This window comes from Streptomyces sp. NPDC006739 (assembly GCF_042869815.1).
In the GTDB taxonomy this organism is placed as follows: Bacteria; Actinomycetota; Actinomycetes; order Streptomycetales; family Streptomycetaceae; genus Streptomyces.
On sequence record NZ_JBIAGM010000032.1, the window covers coordinates 42033 to 62477 of the forward strand.

Annotated in this window: 22 protein-coding genes and 1 pseudogene; 5 read left to right on the forward strand and 18 right to left on the reverse strand. The window is 68.0% G+C overall.

What is annotated here, in order from left to right; genetic code table 11:
• Nucleotides 1–3: 3 nt before the first annotated feature.
• The 11 genes from ACFYMM_RS38100 to ACFYMM_RS38150 all read right to left on the reverse strand — a co-directional run bounded on the left by ACFYMM_RS38100 (nucleotide 4) and on the right by ACFYMM_RS38150 (nucleotide 8445).
• Nucleotides 4–429, reverse strand: a complete 426-nt coding sequence (locus tag ACFYMM_RS38100) for a TadE/TadG family type IV pilus assembly protein (protein ID WP_388395756.1) — start codon at nucleotides 427–429, stop codon at nucleotides 4–6.
• A complete protein-coding gene (locus tag ACFYMM_RS38105; protein WP_388395856.1) occupies nucleotides 429–608 on the reverse strand; it encodes a hypothetical protein in 180 nt (59 codons plus the stop codon). Before ACFYMM_RS38105 ends, ACFYMM_RS38100 begins: the two co-directional genes overlap by 1 nt.
• 185 nt (nucleotides 609–793) lie before the next feature.
• Nucleotides 794–1678, reverse strand: coding sequence for a type II secretion system F family protein (locus tag ACFYMM_RS38110; RefSeq protein WP_388395759.1), 885 nt, complete (start codon nucleotides 1676–1678; stop codon nucleotides 794–796).
• A complete protein-coding gene (locus ACFYMM_RS38115; RefSeq protein ID WP_388395762.1) occupies nucleotides 1675–2634 on the reverse strand; it encodes a type II secretion system F family protein in 960 nt (319 codons plus the stop codon). Before ACFYMM_RS38115 ends, ACFYMM_RS38110 begins: the two co-directional genes overlap by 4 nt.
• Nucleotides 2631–4073 (reverse strand): CpaF family protein, encoded by a 1443-nt coding sequence (locus tag ACFYMM_RS38120; RefSeq protein ID WP_388395858.1) that lies wholly within the window; start codon nucleotides 4071–4073, stop codon nucleotides 2631–2633. Before ACFYMM_RS38120 ends, ACFYMM_RS38115 begins: the two co-directional genes overlap by 4 nt.
• Nucleotides 4074–4104: 31 nt before the next feature.
• Nucleotides 4105–4932, reverse strand: coding sequence for a hypothetical protein (locus ACFYMM_RS38125; RefSeq protein WP_388395764.1), 828 nt, complete (start codon nucleotides 4930–4932; stop codon nucleotides 4105–4107).
• Entirely contained in the window at nucleotides 4932–5630 is a 699-nt protein-coding gene (locus ACFYMM_RS38130; RefSeq protein ID WP_388395766.1) for an SAF domain-containing protein, read from the reverse strand. The genes ACFYMM_RS38125 and ACFYMM_RS38130 overlap by 1 nt, the downstream gene beginning before the upstream one ends.
• Before the next feature lie 19 nt (nucleotides 5631–5649).
• Complete coding sequence (locus ACFYMM_RS38135) at nucleotides 5650–6444, reverse strand: ATP/GTP-binding protein (RefSeq protein WP_388395769.1); 795 nt, start codon at nucleotides 6442–6444, stop codon at nucleotides 5650–5652.
• 50 nt (nucleotides 6445–6494) lie between these two features.
• Nucleotides 6495–6908, reverse strand: coding sequence for a hypothetical protein (locus ACFYMM_RS38140; RefSeq protein WP_388395772.1), 414 nt, complete (start codon nucleotides 6906–6908; stop codon nucleotides 6495–6497).
• Nucleotides 6909–7494: 586 nt separating this feature from the next.
• The gene (locus ACFYMM_RS38145; RefSeq protein ID WP_388395774.1) at nucleotides 7495–7716 is read right to left on the reverse strand and encodes a hypothetical protein; all 222 of its coding nucleotides are present in this window, start codon (nucleotides 7714–7716) and stop codon (nucleotides 7495–7497) included.
• Between the two features lie 270 nt (nucleotides 7717–7986).
• Nucleotides 7987–8445 (reverse strand): MerR family transcriptional regulator, encoded by a 459-nt coding sequence (locus ACFYMM_RS38150; RefSeq protein WP_388395777.1) that lies wholly within the window; start codon nucleotides 8443–8445, stop codon nucleotides 7987–7989.
• A 94-nt stretch (nucleotides 8446–8539) separates the two neighbouring features.
• On the opposite strand from ACFYMM_RS38150, the gene ACFYMM_RS38155 reads away from it, so the two are divergent.
• Entirely contained in the window at nucleotides 8540–9367 is an 828-nt protein-coding gene (locus ACFYMM_RS38155; protein WP_388395860.1) for an oxidoreductase, read from the forward strand.
• Nucleotides 9368–9449: 82 nt separating this feature from the next.
• Here the strand turns inward: ACFYMM_RS38155 and ACFYMM_RS38160 are convergent, their stop codons facing one another.
• Nucleotides 9450–9815: a hypothetical protein gene (locus ACFYMM_RS38160; protein ID WP_388395779.1), complete on the reverse strand. Its 366-nt coding sequence runs from the start codon at nucleotides 9813–9815 to the stop codon at nucleotides 9450–9452.
• A 66-nt stretch (nucleotides 9816–9881) separates the two neighbouring features.
• Nucleotides 9882–10739, reverse strand: coding sequence for an IS5 family transposase (locus tag ACFYMM_RS38165; protein WP_388395783.1), 858 nt, complete (start codon nucleotides 10737–10739; stop codon nucleotides 9882–9884).
• Between the two features lie 710 nt (nucleotides 10740–11449).
• On the opposite strand from ACFYMM_RS38165, the gene ACFYMM_RS38170 reads away from it, so the two are divergent.
• On the forward strand, nucleotides 11450–11998 hold the full coding sequence (locus ACFYMM_RS38170) for a GNAT family N-acetyltransferase (protein ID WP_388395862.1): 549 nt from the start codon (nucleotides 11450–11452) through the stop codon (nucleotides 11996–11998).
• A 136-nt stretch (nucleotides 11999–12134) separates the two neighbouring features.
• On the opposite strand, the pseudogene ACFYMM_RS38175 reads toward ACFYMM_RS38170, so the two are convergent.
• A pseudogene (locus ACFYMM_RS38175) lies at nucleotides 12135–12282 on the reverse strand (AAA family ATPase); the annotation flags it as partial.
• 226 nt (nucleotides 12283–12508) lie between these two features.
• Nucleotides 12509–12751: a DUF6207 family protein gene (locus ACFYMM_RS38180; RefSeq protein WP_388395786.1), complete on the reverse strand. Its 243-nt coding sequence runs from the start codon at nucleotides 12749–12751 to the stop codon at nucleotides 12509–12511.
• A gap of 236 nt (nucleotides 12752–12987) precedes the next feature.
• Here ACFYMM_RS38180 and ACFYMM_RS38185 point away from each other — a divergent pair, with 236 nt between their 5' ends.
• Nucleotides 12988–13737, forward strand: coding sequence for a transposase family protein (locus ACFYMM_RS38185; protein WP_388395789.1), 750 nt, complete (start codon nucleotides 12988–12990; stop codon nucleotides 13735–13737).
• Between the two features lie 596 nt (nucleotides 13738–14333).
• Nucleotides 14334–14588: a hypothetical protein gene (locus ACFYMM_RS38190; RefSeq protein ID WP_388395791.1), complete on the forward strand. Its 255-nt coding sequence runs from the start codon at nucleotides 14334–14336 to the stop codon at nucleotides 14586–14588.
• Between the two features lie 35 nt (nucleotides 14589–14623).
• On the opposite strand, the gene ACFYMM_RS38195 is transcribed toward ACFYMM_RS38190, so the two are convergent.
• Nucleotides 14624–17014 (reverse strand): tetratricopeptide repeat protein, encoded by a 2391-nt coding sequence (locus tag ACFYMM_RS38195; RefSeq protein ID WP_388395794.1) that lies wholly within the window; start codon nucleotides 17012–17014, stop codon nucleotides 14624–14626.
• A 191-nt stretch (nucleotides 17015–17205) separates the two neighbouring features.
• Between ACFYMM_RS38195 and ACFYMM_RS38200 the strand changes: the two genes are divergently transcribed.
• The gene (locus ACFYMM_RS38200) at nucleotides 17206–17922 is read left to right on the forward strand and encodes a hypothetical protein (protein WP_388395797.1); all 717 of its coding nucleotides are present in this window, start codon (nucleotides 17206–17208) and stop codon (nucleotides 17920–17922) included.
• A 463-nt stretch (nucleotides 17923–18385) separates the two neighbouring features.
• Here ACFYMM_RS38200 and ACFYMM_RS38205 read toward each other — a convergent pair whose 3' ends face one another.
• The gene (locus ACFYMM_RS38205) at nucleotides 18386–18850 is read right to left on the reverse strand and encodes a hypothetical protein (protein ID WP_388395799.1); all 465 of its coding nucleotides are present in this window, start codon (nucleotides 18848–18850) and stop codon (nucleotides 18386–18388) included.
• Entirely contained in the window at nucleotides 18837–20438 is a 1602-nt protein-coding gene (locus ACFYMM_RS38210) for a hypothetical protein (protein WP_388395800.1), read from the reverse strand. The genes ACFYMM_RS38205 and ACFYMM_RS38210 overlap by 14 nt, the downstream gene beginning before the upstream one ends.
• Nucleotides 20439–20445 lie beyond the last annotated feature (7 nt).

Genomic DNA, 20445 nt, shown 5'->3' on the forward strand with positions numbered 1-20445 from the left:
GATTCACTCCCCCGGGGCGGTGAAGCGCTCTACGGGGCCGGATGCCGACTGCGTGACGTGCAGGCCCGGCACGCCAGGGATCATGGACAAGGCCGTGCCGGATACCTGGACCCGCACGCGCTGTCCGTCGCTGCCGGCCGTGACGCTGTAGCCGCGCAGGCTGTCACCGGCGGTGCGGCCCAGCACGCTTCGTGCTTGGGCGGCGCCGTCGGCCGGACTCGACTGGTAGGCGCGGGCCGCGGTGGCGCCTTCGCGGGCAGCGGTCAGCGCGATCTGCCGGGCGTAGCACCACATGGAGGCCTGGATGACGGCGACCGTGGCGAGCAGCACGAACGGAAAGACGATCGCCATCTGGATGCTGGTGTCCCCGCGGTCGTCACGCCACCTCCGTCCCTGCCACCAGGCCGTCAGCCGCTTGGGAGGCTTCATCACAGGCCGCTGAGCTTGCTGTTGTACTTGGCGATCACGATGGCGATGGTGCCCGCGATCAGGACGGCGCCGGTGACGGCGGCCACCCAGATGATGACGGTCGTGGTGGAGATGTCACCCCGGTCCGGCCGGCGGGCAGCCTCCTTGAGGCCTGCCTGCACGCGGGCTGTGAGCCTAATGACTGCGCCGTTGGCGCGTGCCCAGGTGCGCGCTCCCCGGCCGCCACCTCCCGGTCCGAGCGATGTGGTGTGCGGGCCGGTGTGCGGGTGCGTGGTCGCCTGGAGCACAGCACGGCGGGTGCGGGCGGCGGTGTGCTTCATGTTCCTTACCCTCTCTGGAGCGTTGAAGGAGTCGGTGTGGTTTTTCAGACGGTGAGCATGCGGATCACCGCGGGGAAGGCCATCAGCAGCATCACCAGCACGGCCAACAGGGCTCCCGGCGCGGTCATCTTTTCGCTGGCCGCGTTCGCCTCGGCCGCTTGATCGGCGAGCAGTTCGGCGTTCAGCGCGGCGGTGCGGGCCCGCAGTGCTTTGTAGACGGCGGCGCCGTCGGTTGCGCTGCCGCGCATGATGTCGGCGATATCGTCCAGGACGGGCAGGTCATACTCGTGGGCGAGTTCCGTGAGCGCCTGGTACGGCGGGATCTTCTCCAGCCGGGCCCGGCGCAGCGCGCCCTGCAGATACAGGAAGGGCCAGCCCTCGCCGACCTCGGCGGCCTTCTCCAAAGCTTCCGCGGGGCCGGCGTCGGCGGCCCGCTTGAGCGCGACCAGGTCGAGGTAGGCGGACAGGGCGTGCGCGAACTCCTCCCTCGCCCGCTTGGCCTGGTCCCGCTCCGCGAGATCCGGGGTGATGAACAGCAGGACGGCGACGAGGAGTCCGACACCGGCGGGCACGTAGAACGGCAGGCCCACGCCCGCGATGATCCACGGAATCGTCGCGATCACCGGGCAGAGCAGCCCCAGCGCGGCCAGCGCGGCCTTCTTGAGCATGAACTGGCCCGGCCCCTGCCCGAGCAGAGCCAGATTGGTGGTGGGGACTTCGACGCCCGGCAGGCGCTCGAGGCGGGCCAGCAGCCACCGGCCCCACACCTCCTCACGGTCCAGTACCGGCTCGGGCATGGTCAGCGTGGCCGGGGCACTGCGTTTGAGGGCAGGCCCCAACGCAGGCTGAGGCGGCAGCAGTTCCCTCATCAGCAGGGCGACGCCGGCGCCGACCGCACCGCCGGTCACCACGACAGGGAGCAGGTTCACGACGCGGCCCCTTCCGGCTCTCGTGCGGCGGCAGGCGGCTCCGGCTCCGGCTCCGGTGCGGGAGCGGGCAGCCGGACGGTGCTGGCCGGGTCGGCGATCAGGAAACGCGGGATGCGGCGGAAGTTGCCCAGCTGCCGCATCAGGGCGAGGACGCCGACGAACCCGGCCGTCAGGAAGGCCAGCACGAGCTGGCCGAGGAGGGTGGAGTACGGCTTCGTGTAGGACGGCACGAAGAACCCGGCCACCACGACACCCACGGTGATGATGGTCATCCACCGCACGGTCGTGCGCGGCTTGGCCCGGTCCGCCTCAATGGCACGCTTCTTGGCGACCTCCTCGCGGACGGTGCCCGACAGATCCTCCAAGGCCTGAGCCAGGCCCGGGCCGCGGTCGTTGACGGACAGGATGAGCGCGGCGACCACCTTGTCCGCGGTGACATCGTCGAGTTCCCCGGCGAACGCCCGCAGCGCTCCGTCCGGCCGCCAGCCCAGGCGCAGCCGGTCGGACAGGTTGATGATCTGCCCGGCAAGTTCGGCCGGCGCCCCCTGACGGCTGGTGATCATCGCCTGTTCCAGGCCCATACCCAGGCGCAGCAGGCCGGCCAGCCGCTGCGTCCACTCGCTCAGGCCCTCCAGCTGACCGATGCGCTCCTGTGCCATCTGCGCCGGGCTGACCAGCCAGGGCACGCCGACGACGGCCGCGCCCAGCAGCACACCCCCGACGAAGTTCCCCGAGACCAGCCACACCGCCACGAAGACCACCACGGCCGCGGCGATGAGGGTCCGCCGCCGCATCCGGGCGTCCTCGCTCTGGTTCTTCCCGCCGCGCAGCGCCGCCTGCCAGCGCTTGAGCAGCGGCGCCCGGCGCGGCGCGGTCGTGCCCACGACACCCGCCACGACACCGATCAGCCCGCCGACCACCGCCATGCCACACAGCAGCCCGAACACAAGGGTCATCGGCCCGCCCTCACCTTCAGCGGCAACGGTGCCTGCCAGGCCCCGTAGAGCTGTTGCAGCAGCGAGGAGTCGAAGCCGACGCGGCGCAGGTCATCGATGCAGCCCGGGTCCATCCGGGGCACCGCCCGCAGCTCACCCCACTCACGGCCGGGGGAGAAGATTTCATTGGTGGCGGGCCGGCCGTTCTCCCCGATCCCGGTCAGCTCCAGGACGTGGGAGACGTAGCGGTGACGGCGGCCGCCGATCTGCGTCTCATCCGTCATGTCCACGTACACGATGAAGTCCAGACCGTTGGCGGTCTGCCGATAGGCAAGCTGCTCGGAAAGGTTCTCCTGGGCAAGCGCATACAGCTCGGCGATCCGGTCAAAGATGATGTCCGGCCGCCGGGCGTGGATCGTGCACAGATTGCCACCCGACCCGTTCGTCAACGCCTGCATCATCGCGACAACTTCAGGCCCGCGGACCTCGCCGACCACGATCCGCTCCAGCGACATCCGCAGCGCCGGATGCATCAGGTCCAGCAGCGTCACCTCACCCGCGCCACGCCCGGTGACGTCCTTCTCCCCGTTGGACTCACGCCCGATGAGGGACACGACCTGCTTGTGGTAGCCGTTTTGGTGGGCGAACACCTCGTCCTCGGTCTGAATGGTCGCGAACCGGCACTCCGGGTCGAACTCCTTGAGCATCGCCCGCAACACAGTCGTCTTCCCGGCCTTCTGCTTCCCCGCGATCATGATGTTCTTCTCCGCGCGCACGCAGGCGCCCAGGAACTCGCGCAGGACCGGGTCGATGGTGCCCAACCTGACCAGGTCGTCGAGATTGGCGTGGGAGACCCGGTGCCGGCGGATGACCGCATACGTCATCGGCCCCAGCCCCGTGATGGCCTGCAGTCGGGAGCCGTCCTTGAGTGACAGAGCCAGGGTGGGATTCGCGGTGGAGATGGTCCGCTCACTGTGCCCAGAGCCCCGCGCCAGCTCCCGCAGCAGCTCCAGCAGCTCCTCTTCCGAGTCCGCGATCGGCCCGACCCGGCGGCGTTCCCCATCGCCGTAGTCGAGCCACACCTCGTGCGGACCCTGGATGATGATGTCCTCGACCCGCTCGTCATCCAGGTACGGCTGGAGCCGGCCCGCCCGAAAGAGCAGGTCATACACAGCGCGCCGCAGCGCCTCGTCCTCCTGCGGCGTCATCGCCTGGGCGTCCGACCACAGCGCGACAGCCTCGGCGATCCAGTTCAGACAGCGCTGCTCCTCGCCGGCCCGGTCCATGCCCGGTTTGGTCTTGATCAGTTCCTCGCGCTGCTTGGCGACCTGGGACGCGATGTCCCGGGCCACCCGGTAGTCGACCGTGATCTGCGGGACTGCCGTGCCCAGGACCTGCGTACTCGAGGCAGCACCAGCAACTGCCGGTGCTCCGTTCGTCTGGCGCCACTCCTGGGGCATCGGTGCCACCGAGGGGTCGTGGTGCAAAGGCCTAGCGCGCACGGGTCACCTCCCCGCCACCTGCGCGCAGGCCGCGTGGGTCGAGGCGGGCCCGGCGCACGGCGGCCCGCTGGAGGAGCAGCGTGCTGCTCGTGCGGGCGGCCTTCATCAGCGGCGACTTGGTGAAGTGGCGTGGCTGTTCGGCACCGTCGGACAGCACACGGGCGTCTTTCGGCGCGTACGGCAGGGTGGCGATTACCGGCACCTGCAGCACACGCTGCACCTCGCCTGCGGGATACGGGCCCTCGTTGATCATCAGCACGCTGACGTCACCCACGCGCTCCTCCAGCGCGCGCACCCGGCCCTCTGCGGCTTGCAGGCAGCGCAGGGTGTTGCGGACCACCACGACGGTGGCGTCGGCCTGCTCGGCCAGCACCCCGCAGGGCCCGTACGCACCGCGCCGTCCCAGGTCGATGAGGACGTCGTGCCCGCTCTCGGCCTCAATACCGCGGAACATCTGCGCGAGGACCTTCCACACCTGGGTCAGGCTCGCCGACTGCGAGGGGTCGGTGAGGCCGGGCAGCAGCAGCCGGTCGCGCGGAGATTCCTGCTTGCCGTCCTCACTGCTCAAGTCGATCAACTGCCGCCAGAAGGCCTCGCTGAACTCGCCCTTGCGGACGGCGACCGAGAGGTTGCGCAGCCCGTACCGGTCACCGAGCGTCCCCTGCAGCAGCCCGTGCAGCACGGCACCGCCGTCCGGGTCACACTCGGCCAGAATCATCCGCCGGCCCGCCTCCAGCGGCCACGACAACAGCAGCGCCAGCGCGCTCGTCGTCACGCCGGGCGCGCCGCTGCACCCGGTGAGAGCGATGACAGCCATCAGTTGCCGTCCGGGGCTGCGAGAACCAGGCGCAGGGTGCCGGCCGCTTCCCACGAGGCGGCCGTAGGACCGTCGGTAGCGGAGGTGGCCACGTCGACGACCACGATCCCGGTACCAGGGGCGGCGCCGGAGGCCTTCACGACCCGGCCGTCGATGGTCTGCGGCGCAGCGTCCGACGACTTGCCGGTGTCCGTCGTTCCCTGAGCCGGAACGTGCACCAACTCCACCTTCTGGCCCGGCACCAGAGCGGTCGCCGGGATCTGCTTGGGCTCCAGGCCGATCGGCACCAGCTGCTCACCGGCCTTCACCAGGTTGTCCTTCGTCACCTGCGTGGGCGCGAGCAGGGAGCCGGGCTTGAGCTCTACAGCGGCCCGCTTGCCGACCACCGACTTGAGGCTGTCGGCGCGTACCGCCTTGACGGCCGGGTCCAGGGCGATGGACGCCTTGCCCAGGTCGCCTTCGGTGAGGACCTGGCCGACCTGGACGTCGCGGACCACGGTCACCACGTCCGTGCGGTTGCCGACCTGCACAAGCAGGACGGCAACTCCCGCGCCACCGGCGGCAATCAGCGCCAGCGACAAGGCGATCACGCCGGGGCGGCGTCTGCGGGCCGAAACCCGGGGCGGGGCCACGGGCCCGGCCACTCGTCCCTGCTGCGGGACACCGTTCGAGGCTGTTTCTACTTGGGTCTTGCTCACCGTTCTGTCCTTCCGGCGGCTACCTGACGACCTGGACTTCGCCGACTGCCACCTGCATGTTGGTCTGCCGGACCTCGGTGAGCTGGCCGGCTTGTCCGCCGCCCTGCCAGTTGATCGTCCAGGTTGAGGTCGCGGTCACGGGAAACTTGCCGTTCTGGGGACCGGCTGAGGTCTTGGAGTACACGTGTCCGCAGGCCGGGGACTGGGCCATGCCTTCGGACGAGGCGTAGGGGGTACCGGGGCCCGTGCAGGTCACGGAGGCACCGTCGCCCATCGTCCACACGATCTTCGACACCTTCGCGGTCGCGGTGACGGTGATCCCGCCTGCCGTGGCCGACGCGGTGTTCGGCCCATAGGTTGTGGCGCTCTGGTTGACCCACATCCACATCGGGACGCCCACGGTGTACTTCCCAGCTGCGCGCGGGCTGGCGATGTCCGGGCCGAGTAGCGTCATGGCGTCCACCGCGCGCTGAGCCAGCACCCGGGGGTCGACCTGTGGCGCCGGAGGCTGCCCCAGCGGCACGACGGCAAAGCCGTCCGGGTTGTTCTGGCCGCCGTCCGTGCACCCGTAGAAGTACACGTCGTTCTTCTTGGGGTCAGCGCCCTTCCACCCCGGCCATGCGGCCGGGGGCTTCGGGTCGACCTTCTGGTACTTGCACTCCACCTTGCTGTCGCCGCTGGCGCCGCCGCCTTGTGAGCCCCCTGCCCGCCCGCCGCTGCCGCTGGCTTTGTCACCGACGCCGACATCAACGCAGAATTTGATGACCTGGCACTTGCCGGCGCCGACGTCAGGATCACCGCCAGCGTGTGCCACGCCTGCCGAGGCCAGTGCGAGGGCCCCGGTAAGTCCAGCGAGGCGGCGGGTTAACAGGCTTGCTCTTGCGCGGTCAACTTTGTGACCATCCACGTCTTCCCCCACTTTTCAAGCGTTGCGGTGCTGACGTATTTGATGAGCCGCGTCGTGGGCAGCGGGACCGGCTTCTTCGACGCCTTGTCGGTCAGGATCCAGTGCGTCGTGTCGATGCAGTCCGTCACCGTGGCCGTGGGAATCTTGGTGTCGGTCACCTTCACGACCTTCGGGCTGATCACCGGCGTGCCCATGGTCACCTGTCCGGCCTTGTGCATGACCTCGAGGTCGTGCTCGATGTCGAACAGGGCTCGCAAGGTGGTGTTCTTTTTCAGGTCGGTGCCCGTCGAGGAGGCCTTGCTGTAGGCCTTCGTCTGCGCGTCCCAGGAGGCGGTGTACGCCGCGAGGACAGCTGCGTCCTCGGCGCCCACGGTGGAACTGGGGGCCGGCGAGGCAACAGTCGGCGTAGGGCTGGGCTTGGACGACGCGTCCGAGTTGTTGTCACTACACCCGGCCAGCGCCAACAGACTGCCAGCGAGGAGCAAGGCTGTTGTGTGCTTCCGGGTGCGAACAGCGCCGATGTTGTGCCCCGTAGAGCATCGTTGTGTTGCTGTCACGTTGTCTCCCCGTACGACGTGGTCGGGTTGACCACTGCCCCCGGCCTCCGGCATGCGGCGGCCCAGAACCGCGGCCTGGTCCAGCTGCGGTCATGTCTTTGCGTGATCGCAAGGTTACGCATATGTCAGTCAACTTCCCAGCTCGTTATCTGAGTTCACTCGCACAACTCGGGAGGTATCCGGTCACTTTCGGAACTGGGTGTCGATTTGTAGTTCTGTGTCTCCGCTCGTCGCACCCGCACATCTCAGGGAGCGTTCGTCGGGCCGAACGGACCGTGCGAGTCCGCCGTGGATGAGAATGAGGGCTCAGCGCGCCGGTTCTTCCGGCCGCCGGCTTCGGTGGCGTCGCCAGCCGCCGAGTGCCTGTCATCGAACCGACGTGTCCAGGTGTTTACCGGCCTTACGGGCTTGCGGGCGGCCACGCGGTGATCACGTCGCCGTCGAGCGTCGCGTACTGGCCGGGGAACTGGCGGCGTACGAGATGCAAGTCCTCCGGGGTGAAGTCGCCGGTTCCCTCGATCGCGCAGGCGCTGCCGATGTGGGAGACGGCTCGCGCCCCGAGGGGCCAGACGGCCTTGCCGCTGCCTTCGTGGATGCGAATGATTGCTGCTGCCTGTGCCATGACAATCCCCTAGTTGCGGTCAGAAAGGGATGGTTGAAGCCGCCCATCCTGCCGTGCGACAGTAAACTATGTGTTCGCGTAAGCAAATTGCAAGGGAGCTTCAGAGGCGGTTGCGAGGCTGTGACAAATGAGTGGCCATAGGGCCGCGGTGTCAGAGGGCGGTACGCGACTTGATGTCCGGTTCGTTATCGCCTGAACGTGTGGCCGTGGGGAATCCGGGCCGGTCAACGGGTTTGGCCGTGCTGGAGTAGCGGGGTGAGCGACATCAACTCACGTCCCACCCTCTGACGGATGGCACTCCTGGTGAGTGCTGGCCTGGGCTGCCGCATCCGGGTGGGACGGATTCCAGAGCCGGTCGGCCTCGCCGCGGACGACATGGTCCTCGTAGATCCTCACCTTGTGCCGCATCACGTCCAGGGTCTCTTGCAGCTCCCGGATCTGCGCCTCCACGTGGTTTTCGTGCCGGCGCAGCAATTCCAGCCGCTCATGTTCGTTGCCCGGGCCCTGACCGACCAGCTCGATGTATTGCCGGATCGTGGCCAGTGACATGCCGGAGGAGCGCAACTTCGTGCAGATCGCCAGCCACTCCAGATCTTCCTCGTGATAGATCCGACGGCCGTTGGACAGGCGGCGCACCGGGTTGGCGAACAGGCCCTCCCGCTCGTAGAACCGCAGCGCGTGAACGCTCAGCCCACTGCGCTCTGCCACCTCGCCGATGCTCAGGTCCATGAGCGACTCCCGTCACACAGCTCTTGATCTAGACCCGACTCTAGTTTCTAGCGTCGAGCTGTTGGCCAATCGTGCCATCGGAATAGGGGAGAACATGAGCGTTTGGTTTGTTACCGGTGCATCGCGTGGGCTCGGCGCGGAGATCACCCGTGAGGCGCTGGATCGAGGGCATAGCGTGATCGCTACGGCGAGGGATGTGTCGGCGGTGCTCAAGGCGCACCCGGAAATGCCGGACGGACTGCTGGCGGTGAACGCGGACGTGACCGCACCGGAGCAGTTGACGGCCGCGGTGGAGGCTGGCCTGGCGGAGTTCGGCCGGATCGACATCGTGGCCAACAACGCCGGTTACGGCCTCGTGGGCGCGATCGAGGAGACCTCCGACAAGGCTGCCCGGGATCTGTTCGACGTCAACGTGTTCGGCGTGCTTAACACGTTGCGGGCGACCCTGCCGACGTTGCGCGCTCAGCGATCCGGACATGTCGTGAACATCGGCTCTGTGGGCGGCTTCGCCACCGTTCCGGCGGCGGGCCTGTACGGCGCGTCGAAATTCGCCCTCGAGGGCATCTCCGAGGCACTGCACGGCGAGCTGGCCCCGCTTGGCGTCCGCGTCACGATCATAGAGCCGGGCGGCTTTCGCACCGACTTCCTCAACAGCTCCAGCATCCAGGTCGAACCAGCCGCCATCGTCGACTACGCCGCCGGCGCGGGACCGGTGCGCGAGGCACTGGCCAAAAACGACGGCCGCCAGCCGGGCGATCCGGTGAAGGGAGCCAAAGCCATCGTCGACGTCACCGAGGTTGCCAACCCGCCGCTGCGCCTGCAGTTGGGCGCGGACGCGGTCGAGCGTGTCGGGGCAAAGCTGGATCTGGTGCGACGTGAACTCGACCAATGGCGCCACGTCGCACTCTCTACCGCCATCTGAGCCTCAGAGGGCGGTACGCGACCCGATGCCCGTCGTGAGTTGTGTTGGGTGAGGTGTGCTGGTCGCGGAGGCGCTGGATGTCCTACGGCCGGTTCTGGGTGAACAATCCGGGCTCGGTCTCGGTGAGAATGCCACGGGCGACGAGACGCTTGAGCTTGGAGCGGACGCCTTCGATATTCTTCGGCAGCAGCCCGAGGTCGAGGGCTTCGCACAGGTCACGGGCGCGCAGGGGCCGCTGTTTCTCGTGGAAGACGGCGAGGAGCTGAGGGTAAAGCGGGTGCTCGGGCAGTTCCGGCTCGGGCGGGGAAGGAGCGTCCTGGTCGAGCCCGTCGGCCAGGGTGGTGGCGGTCTGCCGGGTGATCCGGACGTGCTCAAGATCGCGCTCGATGTCGTTCAGGCGGTCGATAAGCTGGCCGATCTCGGCCCCCAACGCGTCAGCCTGGACCACGAGTTCGGCCTCCCGCTCGGCGATCCGGGCGAAAAGCCGGCTAATACTCATGCCGCCCGTACCGGTTCATCCAAGGCGAGGTCCCGCGAGGTCGGCCGGGGCGCGCCAGCTGGTGGCAGTGGCGCCGATCAGGCGCCGGGGCATCCGGTCGGTCTCGGCCCAGTACACGCGGAAGACAGAGGAGGCCGGCCGGGACTCGTAGTCCCGCACGAGCCGCCGGTGCAGCATCAAGGTCCCCAAGGTCTGCTCGACTCTCCACCGGATGGGCTGCGGAACGAACCCGACATCCCGCGGGTTCCGCTCAACGATCTCGACGTCCACGCCCAGGGCCCGGCCGTGCTGGACAACCTTCTGCTTGAAGCCCTGGTCGACCAGGGCCTTGACCACCGACGGCGCCCGCACAGCGACCTCGTCCAGCAGAGCGGTGCCAAGCTCATTCTCGTGGGCGCTCGCCGCGAACACCGCCACCGCGACGACCAGGCCCAGCACATCCACCGCCAGTCCGCGCTTGCGACCCGGCACCTTCTTCGCGGCATCCCTGCCAGTCGTCGCCGCGAGCACGTTCACCGCGGCGCGCACGCTCTGCGTGTCCAGGACCACCAAGGACGGGTCCTCTAATCGCCCGGCCCGCTCCCGGACCGAGCCTCGCAGCAGCTCGTGGAGGGTCTGGTCGGTGCCATCGTCCCGCCACTTGTAGAAGTAGTACTTCACCGCACCGGGCGGAGGCAGGTCGTGAGGCAGGTAGTCCCATTGGCAGCCGGTCCGAGTCTGGTACAGGAGTGCGTTGACGATCTCCCGGATCTCGTAGTTGCCCTGGTGGCCACTGACGGAAGGGTGCTTCGCCTTCCACGCGGTGATCACCGGCTCGATCAGCGCCCACCGCTCATCGGATAAATCACTCTTGTAGGACTTGCGCTCACTCACCCCGCCACTCCAGCACGGCCAAACTCGATGACCGGCCCGGAGTCCCCACAGTCACACCTTCACGCGATAACGAACCGGACATCAAGTCGCGTACCGCCCTCTGAGGGGACGATCCCCGCGTGCGTGGGGAGCAGTCCGTGAGCGGAACGACGTCGACGGCGCCGGCGGGACCATCCCCGCGTGCGTGGGGAGCAGGACGGGCAGCGGTGCCGGCGGATCACCTTGCCGGGACGGGGAGCAGCAGGCTATTGACGGGGGCGTCGAATATGGGGGCGGGACCATCCCCGCAGGTGCGGGGAGCAGGCCGTGAAGAACCTTCTTGACGGCGGATGCTGGGGACCATCCCCGCACACGCGGGGATGGTTCCTCCCAGAACTGGGTACCAAACGGAGTGCGCCTGTCGCCCGAGCAGTGGGACCACTGGTACCAGACCGGCTGGCCCACCATGGTCAGCCACAAGGAAGCCCAGCTTGGCTTCGTTCACTTCAAGCAGCAGCGTTTGCCCATCCGTTTGGGTGGCGGTGGGCAGTCGGCGGGGCCGTGGATGTTCACGAGGAATGACGTCAGATCCCGTCCTTGCCCCCAGGGTGAAGCAGTGCGGGTTGTGGCTCGTTGCAGGGGATGTGAGAGAAGAAGGACGTCCCTGGGCAGGCGGGGTGATCGGTCCGCGAGTCTTGATCGCTACCGAGCCTGCTGATTGGCTGGCCTGCATGACTGAGTTAGGCCCCGTCGCCTGGCCACCTGCCCCGATCAATACCGAGAGGCTCGTGCTCCGTGAGCCCGAGGCCCGCGACCGTGCGGCGGTCATCGAGTTGTTCACCTCGCCCAAGGTGGGCACCTACATCGGTGGCCCTCGACAGCGCGACGAGTTCGAGCGTGCGGTGCCAGAGACACCCAAACGGCGCCCTGGCCTCTTCGTGGTCGATCTCGACGGGGCGATGATCGGGATCGTCACGCTTGAGCGGCGCGACCCGGAGCATCCGGTTCACGTCCGCCCCGGAGCCTCGGAGGTCGAACTCGGCTACATGTTCCTGCCGCAGGCGTGGGGACACGGGTATGCCGCGGAGGCATGCTCGGCGGCACTCGACTGGTGCGCCGAAGCGCTGCCCGGCGAGCCGGTGGTGCTCAGCACCCAGACCGCCAACGAACGCTCGATTCGCCTCGCGGCGAAGCTGGGGTTCACCGAGGTGCGACGGTATGAGGATTGGGGCGCCGAGCAGTGGTTCGGCATGTGGTCCCCGGTCGCGCTGTCCGACTGAGGTCGTGCTCGGCAGCGTCCGCACTCATCGCGATGAAGCCGGGCGAGCGCGAGGAGTTCAATCGAGGTTCAAAGATGGGGTGGGACAGCGCGCCGCCCGTGAGGGCGGCGGGCCATCGAGGTGGGGCCTGCAGGTGTCAGCCGGCCTTGGCGGGTTCCTCCACCCGGGCCCGGGTGGAGGCGAGCCGGCAGGAGTCGGTGTTGCCGGTCTCGATGATCGTGCCGTTGAAGGTCAGGCGGTTCGACGATGGCCGCGCAGAGCCGGGGGGCGGTGAAGGTCTTCGTTCAGCCGCCGAACGAACCGACTACTTCGCCGTCTGGGACCGATCCCGCGCGTACGCGGCCGTCGTCGTCGCCCTGCTGCAGGCCCGCAACCAACGAGCCCCGCTCGCCCGGCGTCGAGTTGACCCGCGGCGAGTTCACCTGGAGACCCAGCGCGCCTGGGGACTGGTGTGGCACCGTGGACCCCGGCGGGTCCGTCACTCCCCCCGTGGTGACGGACCACGCCTCACTATGTCCCCGCCGACACCCGCTCGGGTGGGGAAGCCTTCTCGAGGACCTGCCGCAGATCGGTGTACATCCGCAGCCGCACACCCGGCTGGCCGGCCTCTCGGGTGGTGCATTCGGCGAGCGCGGTTCCCCAGGTCCGGGCGACCGCGGCCTGGAAGGCGAGGACGGTAGCGTCGTCGAAACCCGCCACGTCGATGACGAGCAGGCCGGGTTCGGACAGGTGCACTTCTTGGATCGGTTCCACGTCTGTCAGTACGTTCTTCGTGCCTGACGGGGTTCTCCGCAGGCTCCGGATTCACCCGACCGGGCGAGTGTCAGTGCCGACGACTACCGTCCCTTACATGACCACTTCGCCGAACTACAGTGAGCACTTTCAGAGCGGCCACCGGATGGGTGACGAGCCGGCACCCGCAACGCACGAGGCTCCCGTTCCGTTGAGAGAGGTGTTCGACGTCTCAACTCAGCAGCGCGGGAGCCTCGTTGGTCCCATATCCTGCCGCACTCGACCTGCCTCACGCTCTGGTCGAGTGGGTAACCATGCTCATCGTCACCCGCGAGGGTGACCGTCGCTGCAAGCTCCCGCCGCACCAGCGTGCTCTCGTCGCCCTGGTCTACCTCCGGCGGCACGACACCCTCACGCAGCTCACCGCGGGCTTCGGCATATCGGTCGGCACCGCCCACGCCTACGTCACGACAGTCGTCCGGCACCTGGCGGACAAGGCGCCGGGCCTGCTGAAGGTGCTGCGTGAGACGGACCCCGACTACGCGCTCCTGGACGGCACCCTCGCCGAGTGCGACCGGCTCGGCGACGGGCAGGCCGACTACTCCTCCAAACACAAACGGCACGGAGTGAACGTGCAGGTCGTCACAGATCCGGCCGGGGAGATCCTGTGGCTGTCGCCGGCGCTGCCGGGCCGGACCCACGACCTGACGGCCGCCCGCACCCACAAGATCATCCGAATCTGTGAGCGCCAGGGCGTCCCGGTCCTCGCCGACAGGGCCTACATCGGAGCCGGAGACTGGGTCACCACCGCCAAGCGCCGCCCGCCCAACGGCGAACTCACCCCCACCGAGCGGACCGTCAACCGGGCCCTGTCCGCGGCCCGGGCACCCGTCGAACGCGGAGTCGCCCGACTGAAGTCCTGGCGGATCTTCCGCAGAGCGCGTTGCAGCCCCAACCTCATGGCCGTCATCGCCAAAGCCGTCCTCACTCTGGAGAGGCAACGCTGAAAGGGCTCACTGCTTCCAAGTCGTTCGACAAGTTCGACTCCGAGCTGCTTGGTCAGGCTAACGCATGGGCGGACGGGTGCGAGCGTGCCGTGCTGCGCGCGGATACCGCCACCCGCCCATGCGCCTTGATCACCTAACGGCCCGTCAAAGCCGACAGTATTTCTCGGCGAGGCGGAGGAGGACAGATGTCAATCAAGTGCACAGGTTGCCGGTGGCATTGATGCCGTTGCAGTCGTTGTCAGTCCCATCGTCCTCGCCGAGGCCGCCGAAGGCGGTCGCGCCGGCCTGGACGGTCGCGGCTTCTGTCATGATGTGAGGGACTGCCGGCGCGACCACAGCGTATGCAGCCGTGGACGACCCGGTTACGAGAACGAGGCCGAGGAGGGCGCCGACCGCGAATGTTCGTGACATAGGAATCTCCAGACCAGTTGGGCGTACTGCCTTCACATGGATCACTTTGCATGCCCTCGCGGCACACTTCATCCCGGGCTGGCCAACCGTGTGACTCCTGCTGCCCGCATACAGCCTGAAGCGGCTCTGGCAAGTCTTTTCTCGTAGCCGGTGAACCGCCCCCAATCGAATAGAGACTCGATTTTATGAAAGGATCGAGTCATGGCACGACCTTCCCGTTACTTGAGCTCCGCCGTCGTGCGGTGCGCATGGTGGCTGAGGTGCGCGGCGACTACCCGAACGAGACGGCCGCCTTGCAAGCGGTGACGGAGAAGCTCGGCATCGGCTCGCGGGAGACGCTGCGGAACTGGGTGAAGCAGCACGAGCCGATCAACCACTCTGGTCGCCTCTCCTCGTCTCCGGCTCCCGATGCCCGGTGCCGTTCACGTGAACAGCGGTGACAGGAGAGGCTGACAAGGGGAGTGATGGTCCTGGTTCAGAACGCCCTTTCATGCCGCCTGCTGGCACGCCCCCTGTTCGGGACTTCCCACCGGTCACGGTGCAGACCGAGCTTGTCGTGGATCTGGTGGGCGTAGGGCTGATCGAGTTCGGTGAGGATGTCCAGGGCCTGTTGCCAGGCGTTGTGGGCTGCGTCGGGGTGGTGTGCGGCATGGTGGGCGTCGCCGAAACGGTTGAGGATGTCTGCTTCCAGCGGGCGGTCGCCGAGGTCGCGGCACAGGTCAAGGGCGAGTCTGTAGCACGCGACGGCTTGGGGGTGCTGGCCCAGGTGGCTGTGGGCGTAGGCGATGCTGTCCCAGGCGTGGGCTTGCCGTTCACGGTCGTCGAGTTCTTCAAGGACAGGCAGAGCTTGTCGGCAGCAGGTCAAGGCCTGTGCAGGGTGGCCGAGGCGCGCGTGTGACCAGCCGATGGCGGTCAGGGTCTGAGCTTGCCCCAGCCGGTGGCCACAGGACTGGTACAAGGCGTGGGCCTGACGGGCAAGCGCAAGTCCTTCGGCAAGGGCCGGAGGGCTCTGCCATGCCTTCACCTTGGCCAGTTCGATGTACGAATCGGCTTGCCCGTTTAGGTTGCCGGTCCGGCCGAACAGGTCGAGGGCGTGACGCAGGTGATGCTGGGCGGCCTCATAGTCGCCATGGCGGCGGTGTGCGCGGGCGACGATATTGTGCGCGATGGCCTTCCCGAGGGGGTCGGCCAGCCGGTCGGCGGCGTCTATTGCGGTGTTGCCGACGGCGGCAAGGTCGTGCCAGTTCCCGCGCCGATCGAGGTAGGTGGCGAGGGCGTGGGCCAGCTGCCAGGTGTGGGCGTGGAAACCGGTGGCGGCGGCGTGTCCTACAGCGCTCAGAAGCACGGCATGTTCGGTGGTGAACCAGGCCAGCGCCCGCTCGTGATCGGCGAAGTGTTCCAGGCAGACCCCCGGTTGCGGCGGGGGCAGGTTCAGCGGCTCCCGGCCCCGTTCCACCAGCAGGGCGGCGTCGTGCGCGGTACGCACATAGTGATCCAGCATCCGGTGCACCGCAGCGCGGCGCTCCTGGCCAGGGTCAATGGCGATGACCTGCTCATTGGCGTAGGCACGGAGCAGGTCGTGGAGTTCGAAGCGCCCGCTGCGCTTTTGCTGGAGCAGATGTTCGTCCAGGAGCAGTTCCAGTACCTCGACGGCCTCGCGGGCGGTGATGCCTGCCAATGCGGCGGCCGCCGCTGCGCCGAAGTCTGGGCCAGGGTGAAGGCCGATGAGACGGAACACCTGCTGTGCCCTGTCCGGGAGCGCCTGGTAGGACGCGTCGAACACAGGGCGTATCGCGCGGCCACCGGCGCTGATCGCCGCCAGACGCCCGGCCTGCATCCGGTCGGCTAGTTCGGCCAGGCTCCAGGCGGGCCGGGAGCGGAGCCGGGCGGCGGTCAACGCCAGGGCGAGCGGGAGGCGGTCACAGTACTCGATGACGCGCGCGGCAGCTTCGGGCTCGGCGGCCACACGGTCGTGCCCGGCGATCCGGGTGAGCAGGTCGAGTGCTTCGGTTACGGTGAAAGTGTCGATCAGGTGCGGAGCGGCACCGTCGAGTCCGGCCAGACTGCGGCGGCTGGTGATCAGGACCAGGCAGGTGGGCCCAGCTGGGATGAGGTCACGGACCTGATCCTCAGTGGCGGCGTTGTCCAGCAGCACCAAGGCACGACGATCCCGCATCCGGTCGCGGTACATCGCCGCCCGCTCATCCCGACTCCCGGGGATCTGCTGCGCGGGCACGCCCAGTTGCCGCAGGAAGGCCTCCAGGACGGCGGAGGGGTCGGCTGGCGGGAGTTCGGGGTCGAAGCCGCGCAGGTTCACATGCAGCTGCACGTCGGTGAAGTGGCCGGCACGGACGAGTTCGTGGGCGGCGTGGATCGCGAGTTGGGTCTTGCCGACCCCGGCCATGCCCTCGACCGCAGAGATCACGACCGTGTTCGCGCTGCCGGCCTCGTGGTGCTGCGTCGCGTCCGCGATCAGACGCGCGAGTTCCTCACGGCGCCCGGTGAACGTCACCAGATCCGTTGGCAGTTGACCGAACACGCCGACGGGACCGCCGGTTTTGGCCTGTGCGTGGACCTTGATGCAGGCCTGGCGCCAGCGATCGAGCGCGGGTCCGTCGATGCCGAGGGCACGGACGATCGCGACCACGAGGTCCAGATCGAGACGGCGCCGCCCGGCCTTGAATGCGTCCGCAACCGTCATGGTGGACAGCTCGCGTGGCGGCCGCATGAGCGGCCCCACCCGCTTTGCCAGTAACCGGTACGAGGGCGTCCCCGCCCACGCACGCAGTTCCCCCAGCAGACTGATGAACTCGGGCAGATCGACCGCCCCGTCCGGATCCGGCAGTGCGCCCGGCGTTTCAGTCACGATGCCCCCGCTTCGTGCGTCCCTGACAAGCCCATCCTATGCGTGTGGTGTACGGAGTCGTACGGGATACGGGACGACGCCAAGCCCGCGCGAGCAATCTGGCTTTGCCGCTTCGCGCCAGTTCGGACCAAGCGGCTTTAGGCGGGGGACGGCAACAGGTCGACTCCCACGCGTGATCCAGGAGATCGGACATGAAGAAGACTCTTGCCATGCTCGCCGCGACCGGAATGCTGGCTCTGGCCGGCACCACCGGCGCCGCCAGCACGGCCAGCGCGGCGACCACGGTGCCGAGCACGGCAGCCGTCCAGTCGTTGGTGAACCGGGTCGCCCACGCCGCGCACCCCGAGGCGGCGTTCAACAAGCTGTCTCCGGCGGACAAAAAGCTCTTCGTGGCAACGGCCAAGGCGTTGGTGAACCGGGTCGCCCACGCCGCGCACCCCGAGGCGGCGTTCAACAAACTGTCTCCGGCGGACAAAAAGTTCTTCAAGGAAATCACCACCCCGTACGGCGCGCCGAAGATCAGCGGCGGCGGCAAGCTGCCGCAGAGCATGAGGAACCCGGCGTACACCGGTTGCTGGTCTGTCCGGGGCCAGATCGATCAATACAACGCGATCGGCTGGAGGCTGGCCACCGGCTACCAGACGACCAACATCTGCGCCGCCAACGGCGCCCTCACCAAAGACCCGTGGGTCACCAACGTCGACGGGAACGGAGCGTCGGGCTGGAGCTACGACCCAAACAACAACTCGGTCACCGTCGACAACGAGGGATGGGAAGGCCGCGGAGCGGTACGCTTTGCCTTCACTGTTGGCCCTACGTGGGGAGATTCCTTCCTGTGCCTCCGAGTCTTCGTCAACAGCAACGGCTACAACTACCGCACGGACAAGACCTGCCCTGCCTGGGCCTAGCGAGACTCAAGGGCCGCCCTGCGGTCCAACGTCCCGCACGCTAGCACCGCTAGGCTAGCCAAGAATGGATGACATTAGCGTTCGTGGCCCAGCCGCAGGCTGGTGCCACGAACGCTACCTGTCTCCTCCGCCGTCGCGGTTTCCTCGGCGACCTCAGCCTGCCAGTCGCCGGGTCGAGCTCCGCACGCCAGCGGGAGACGCCGGCCTCGGGGACTGATCGCCGACCTGTTCGGAGTGCCCCGCTCCACGGTGTACGGGCACCTCGACCGGGCCAAGACCGTGCCCCGGCAGCCCAAGTAGGCGGCGCTCACACGACCCTGACCGCTACTTTGCGGCTGAGGTCAGAGATAGGAGTCCGGGGCCGGGAGTCCCGTGGGTTCAGACGAAGTGAAGGACTTTCAACGGGAACCCGCGGGGCGGATCCTGTGCTGTGCGGAGCTGGCCCCGCGAGTTCGCTCCGAACTCACGGCGAGGGATCTGGTGCCACGTGTGTCGTGACCTCGTGGAGATGCGCCTCGACCGGGCCCAGGTGCTGGTCGTGGGCGAGGACGAGCTCGTCGGCGAGGTTGAGAATGCGGATGCTTCCGCTAGGGAACTGAACGGTGATACCAACGGCGAAGTCCAGGTTCCCGTCCCGATACCGGATCTCTCGGACGGAGAGGACCTGCTCGCCGACGAACGGACTCGTCGGGAAGTCCGGTGGATCGTCCTCGACGGTGGTGCGGCCGTACTCGTCCATATCGTAGAGGCCGTGGGGCTGGTCGATCTCCAGGGCCAAGCCGTCGCCAGCTGTGTGGAACCGGACGGGGCCAAGACCATCCATGTGTAGCCACATGTGCAGGAGGGACGGCTCGCTCTCCGGGTAGTGGTGCCAGGACGTTGTCACCTGCAGCAGGCGCCCGTCGGCCAGGTCCTCAGTTTTGATCACCCTTCGATGCTTTCACGTCGTTCAGCGACTCGGAACTGGATTCCAGGAGGCGGCGAGCCGAGTCCGCGTAGCGGATGGCGGTCTTCTCATCGATGCCGAAGACCAGTGCGAGGTGGAGGGGGTCGGCGCCGTGGGTGAGGGCCTCTTCGAGCTGGCGGTCGGCGCGGAGCCGTTCGAGGGTGGCGGTGAGGTTGCGGGTGGCCCGGGTGGTCCAGAGCTTGCCGGCCGGGCCGAGTTCAACGGCGGTCTTCTGGGTGATCAGTAGGTGCGGGTTCGCCGTGTTCGGCCAGCGGCGGCGGCGGTGGTCGAGCCAGTCCAGGACCGCACTGCGGGTGAGGTCGTCGAGCGGGCGGACGTGGCCGCCGACGGTGATGCGCCGGTTGCCCAGGTCGACGTCGTCCAACTGCATGGTGCGGATCATCTTCGGTCGTGCCGCATGGACGGCGGCCAGGGCGACGATGAGTCGGATGTCTGGGGTGGTGGCGGTGGCGATGGCTTCGTCGATGTCCGCCTGGTCGAGGGCTTGGAGGACGCCGCCGGTCTGCCGGGGGACACGGATGCGGATCGTGGGGTTGCGGAAGATCTGGCCGTTCTTCTTCGCGTGCCGGAACAGCGACCGCAGCGCGACGATGCGGCTTTCGCGCTGCTTGCCGGTGACGGCGTCCTGGGCCGTGATGATGTCCTCCCGGGTGACTTCTCGCAGGTGGTCGTAGCGGCTGGACCACTGCAGCAGCACCGGCTGGAGCTCGCCCAGGTAGGCCCATGCCGTGTGCCGGGAGCGAGGCTCTGACCGCGGTCCACCGTCGAGGAGAGTGCGAACCCAGGCTTCGACGGCGCGGTGGATGCCCGGGGGCATCCCGTCGAGTTTCCGTTCCAGCCACCGGTCGACGGCGGGGGCCCGGTCGTCGGTGAACAGGCCGAGGCGGTCGAGGACTTCGGCGGTCCGCACGATGGGAAGCCCACGGACTCGCAGGGCAGGGAAGAGCTCGGAGTACCGGATCGACTCACCTTCGCGGAAGCCGGACAGCACGATGACCAGGGCTCGGTTCACGTCACTGGCGATCCAGCGGCTCCAGCCGCGGGCCTCTCCCAGCGCCCGAGCGGCCTGCCGGGCCCGGACCAGCCAGGGATTGGCCAGGTCGGCGTGGAGTTCCCGGTCGAACCGACGGAAGTCCCGAGGGGCAGTGAACAGCGTCAGTTGTGTCGACGTCGTGATCACGCGAGGCGGTTCGGGAAGCGGCGACGGCTTCAGCACGCGCCGTCCGGCCTTGCCGACCCGCGGCCCGCCATTCTTGGGCCGCTGGAGGTTCGCGAAGAACAGCTGCTGGCAGGTCACCTGTCGTAGGTGCGGCTCGATCACCGAAGCCTTGCCGCTGGCCTTGATCGCCCAGGTCGCCTGAGCCCGGCAGAGACGGCAGTAGCCGTACTTGTCATCGACCGGGACCTGCCGTCGGCAACCGGCGCATTCGCCGACGGCGTGTTGCTGGCCGTAGGTGTAGCAGCCGCGGCAGAACAGGCCGGGCAATTGCCCCCAGGCGAAACAGCCTGAGCAGGAGGCCGCCGACTTTTTCTCGCTGATCTTCCCCATGGTGATG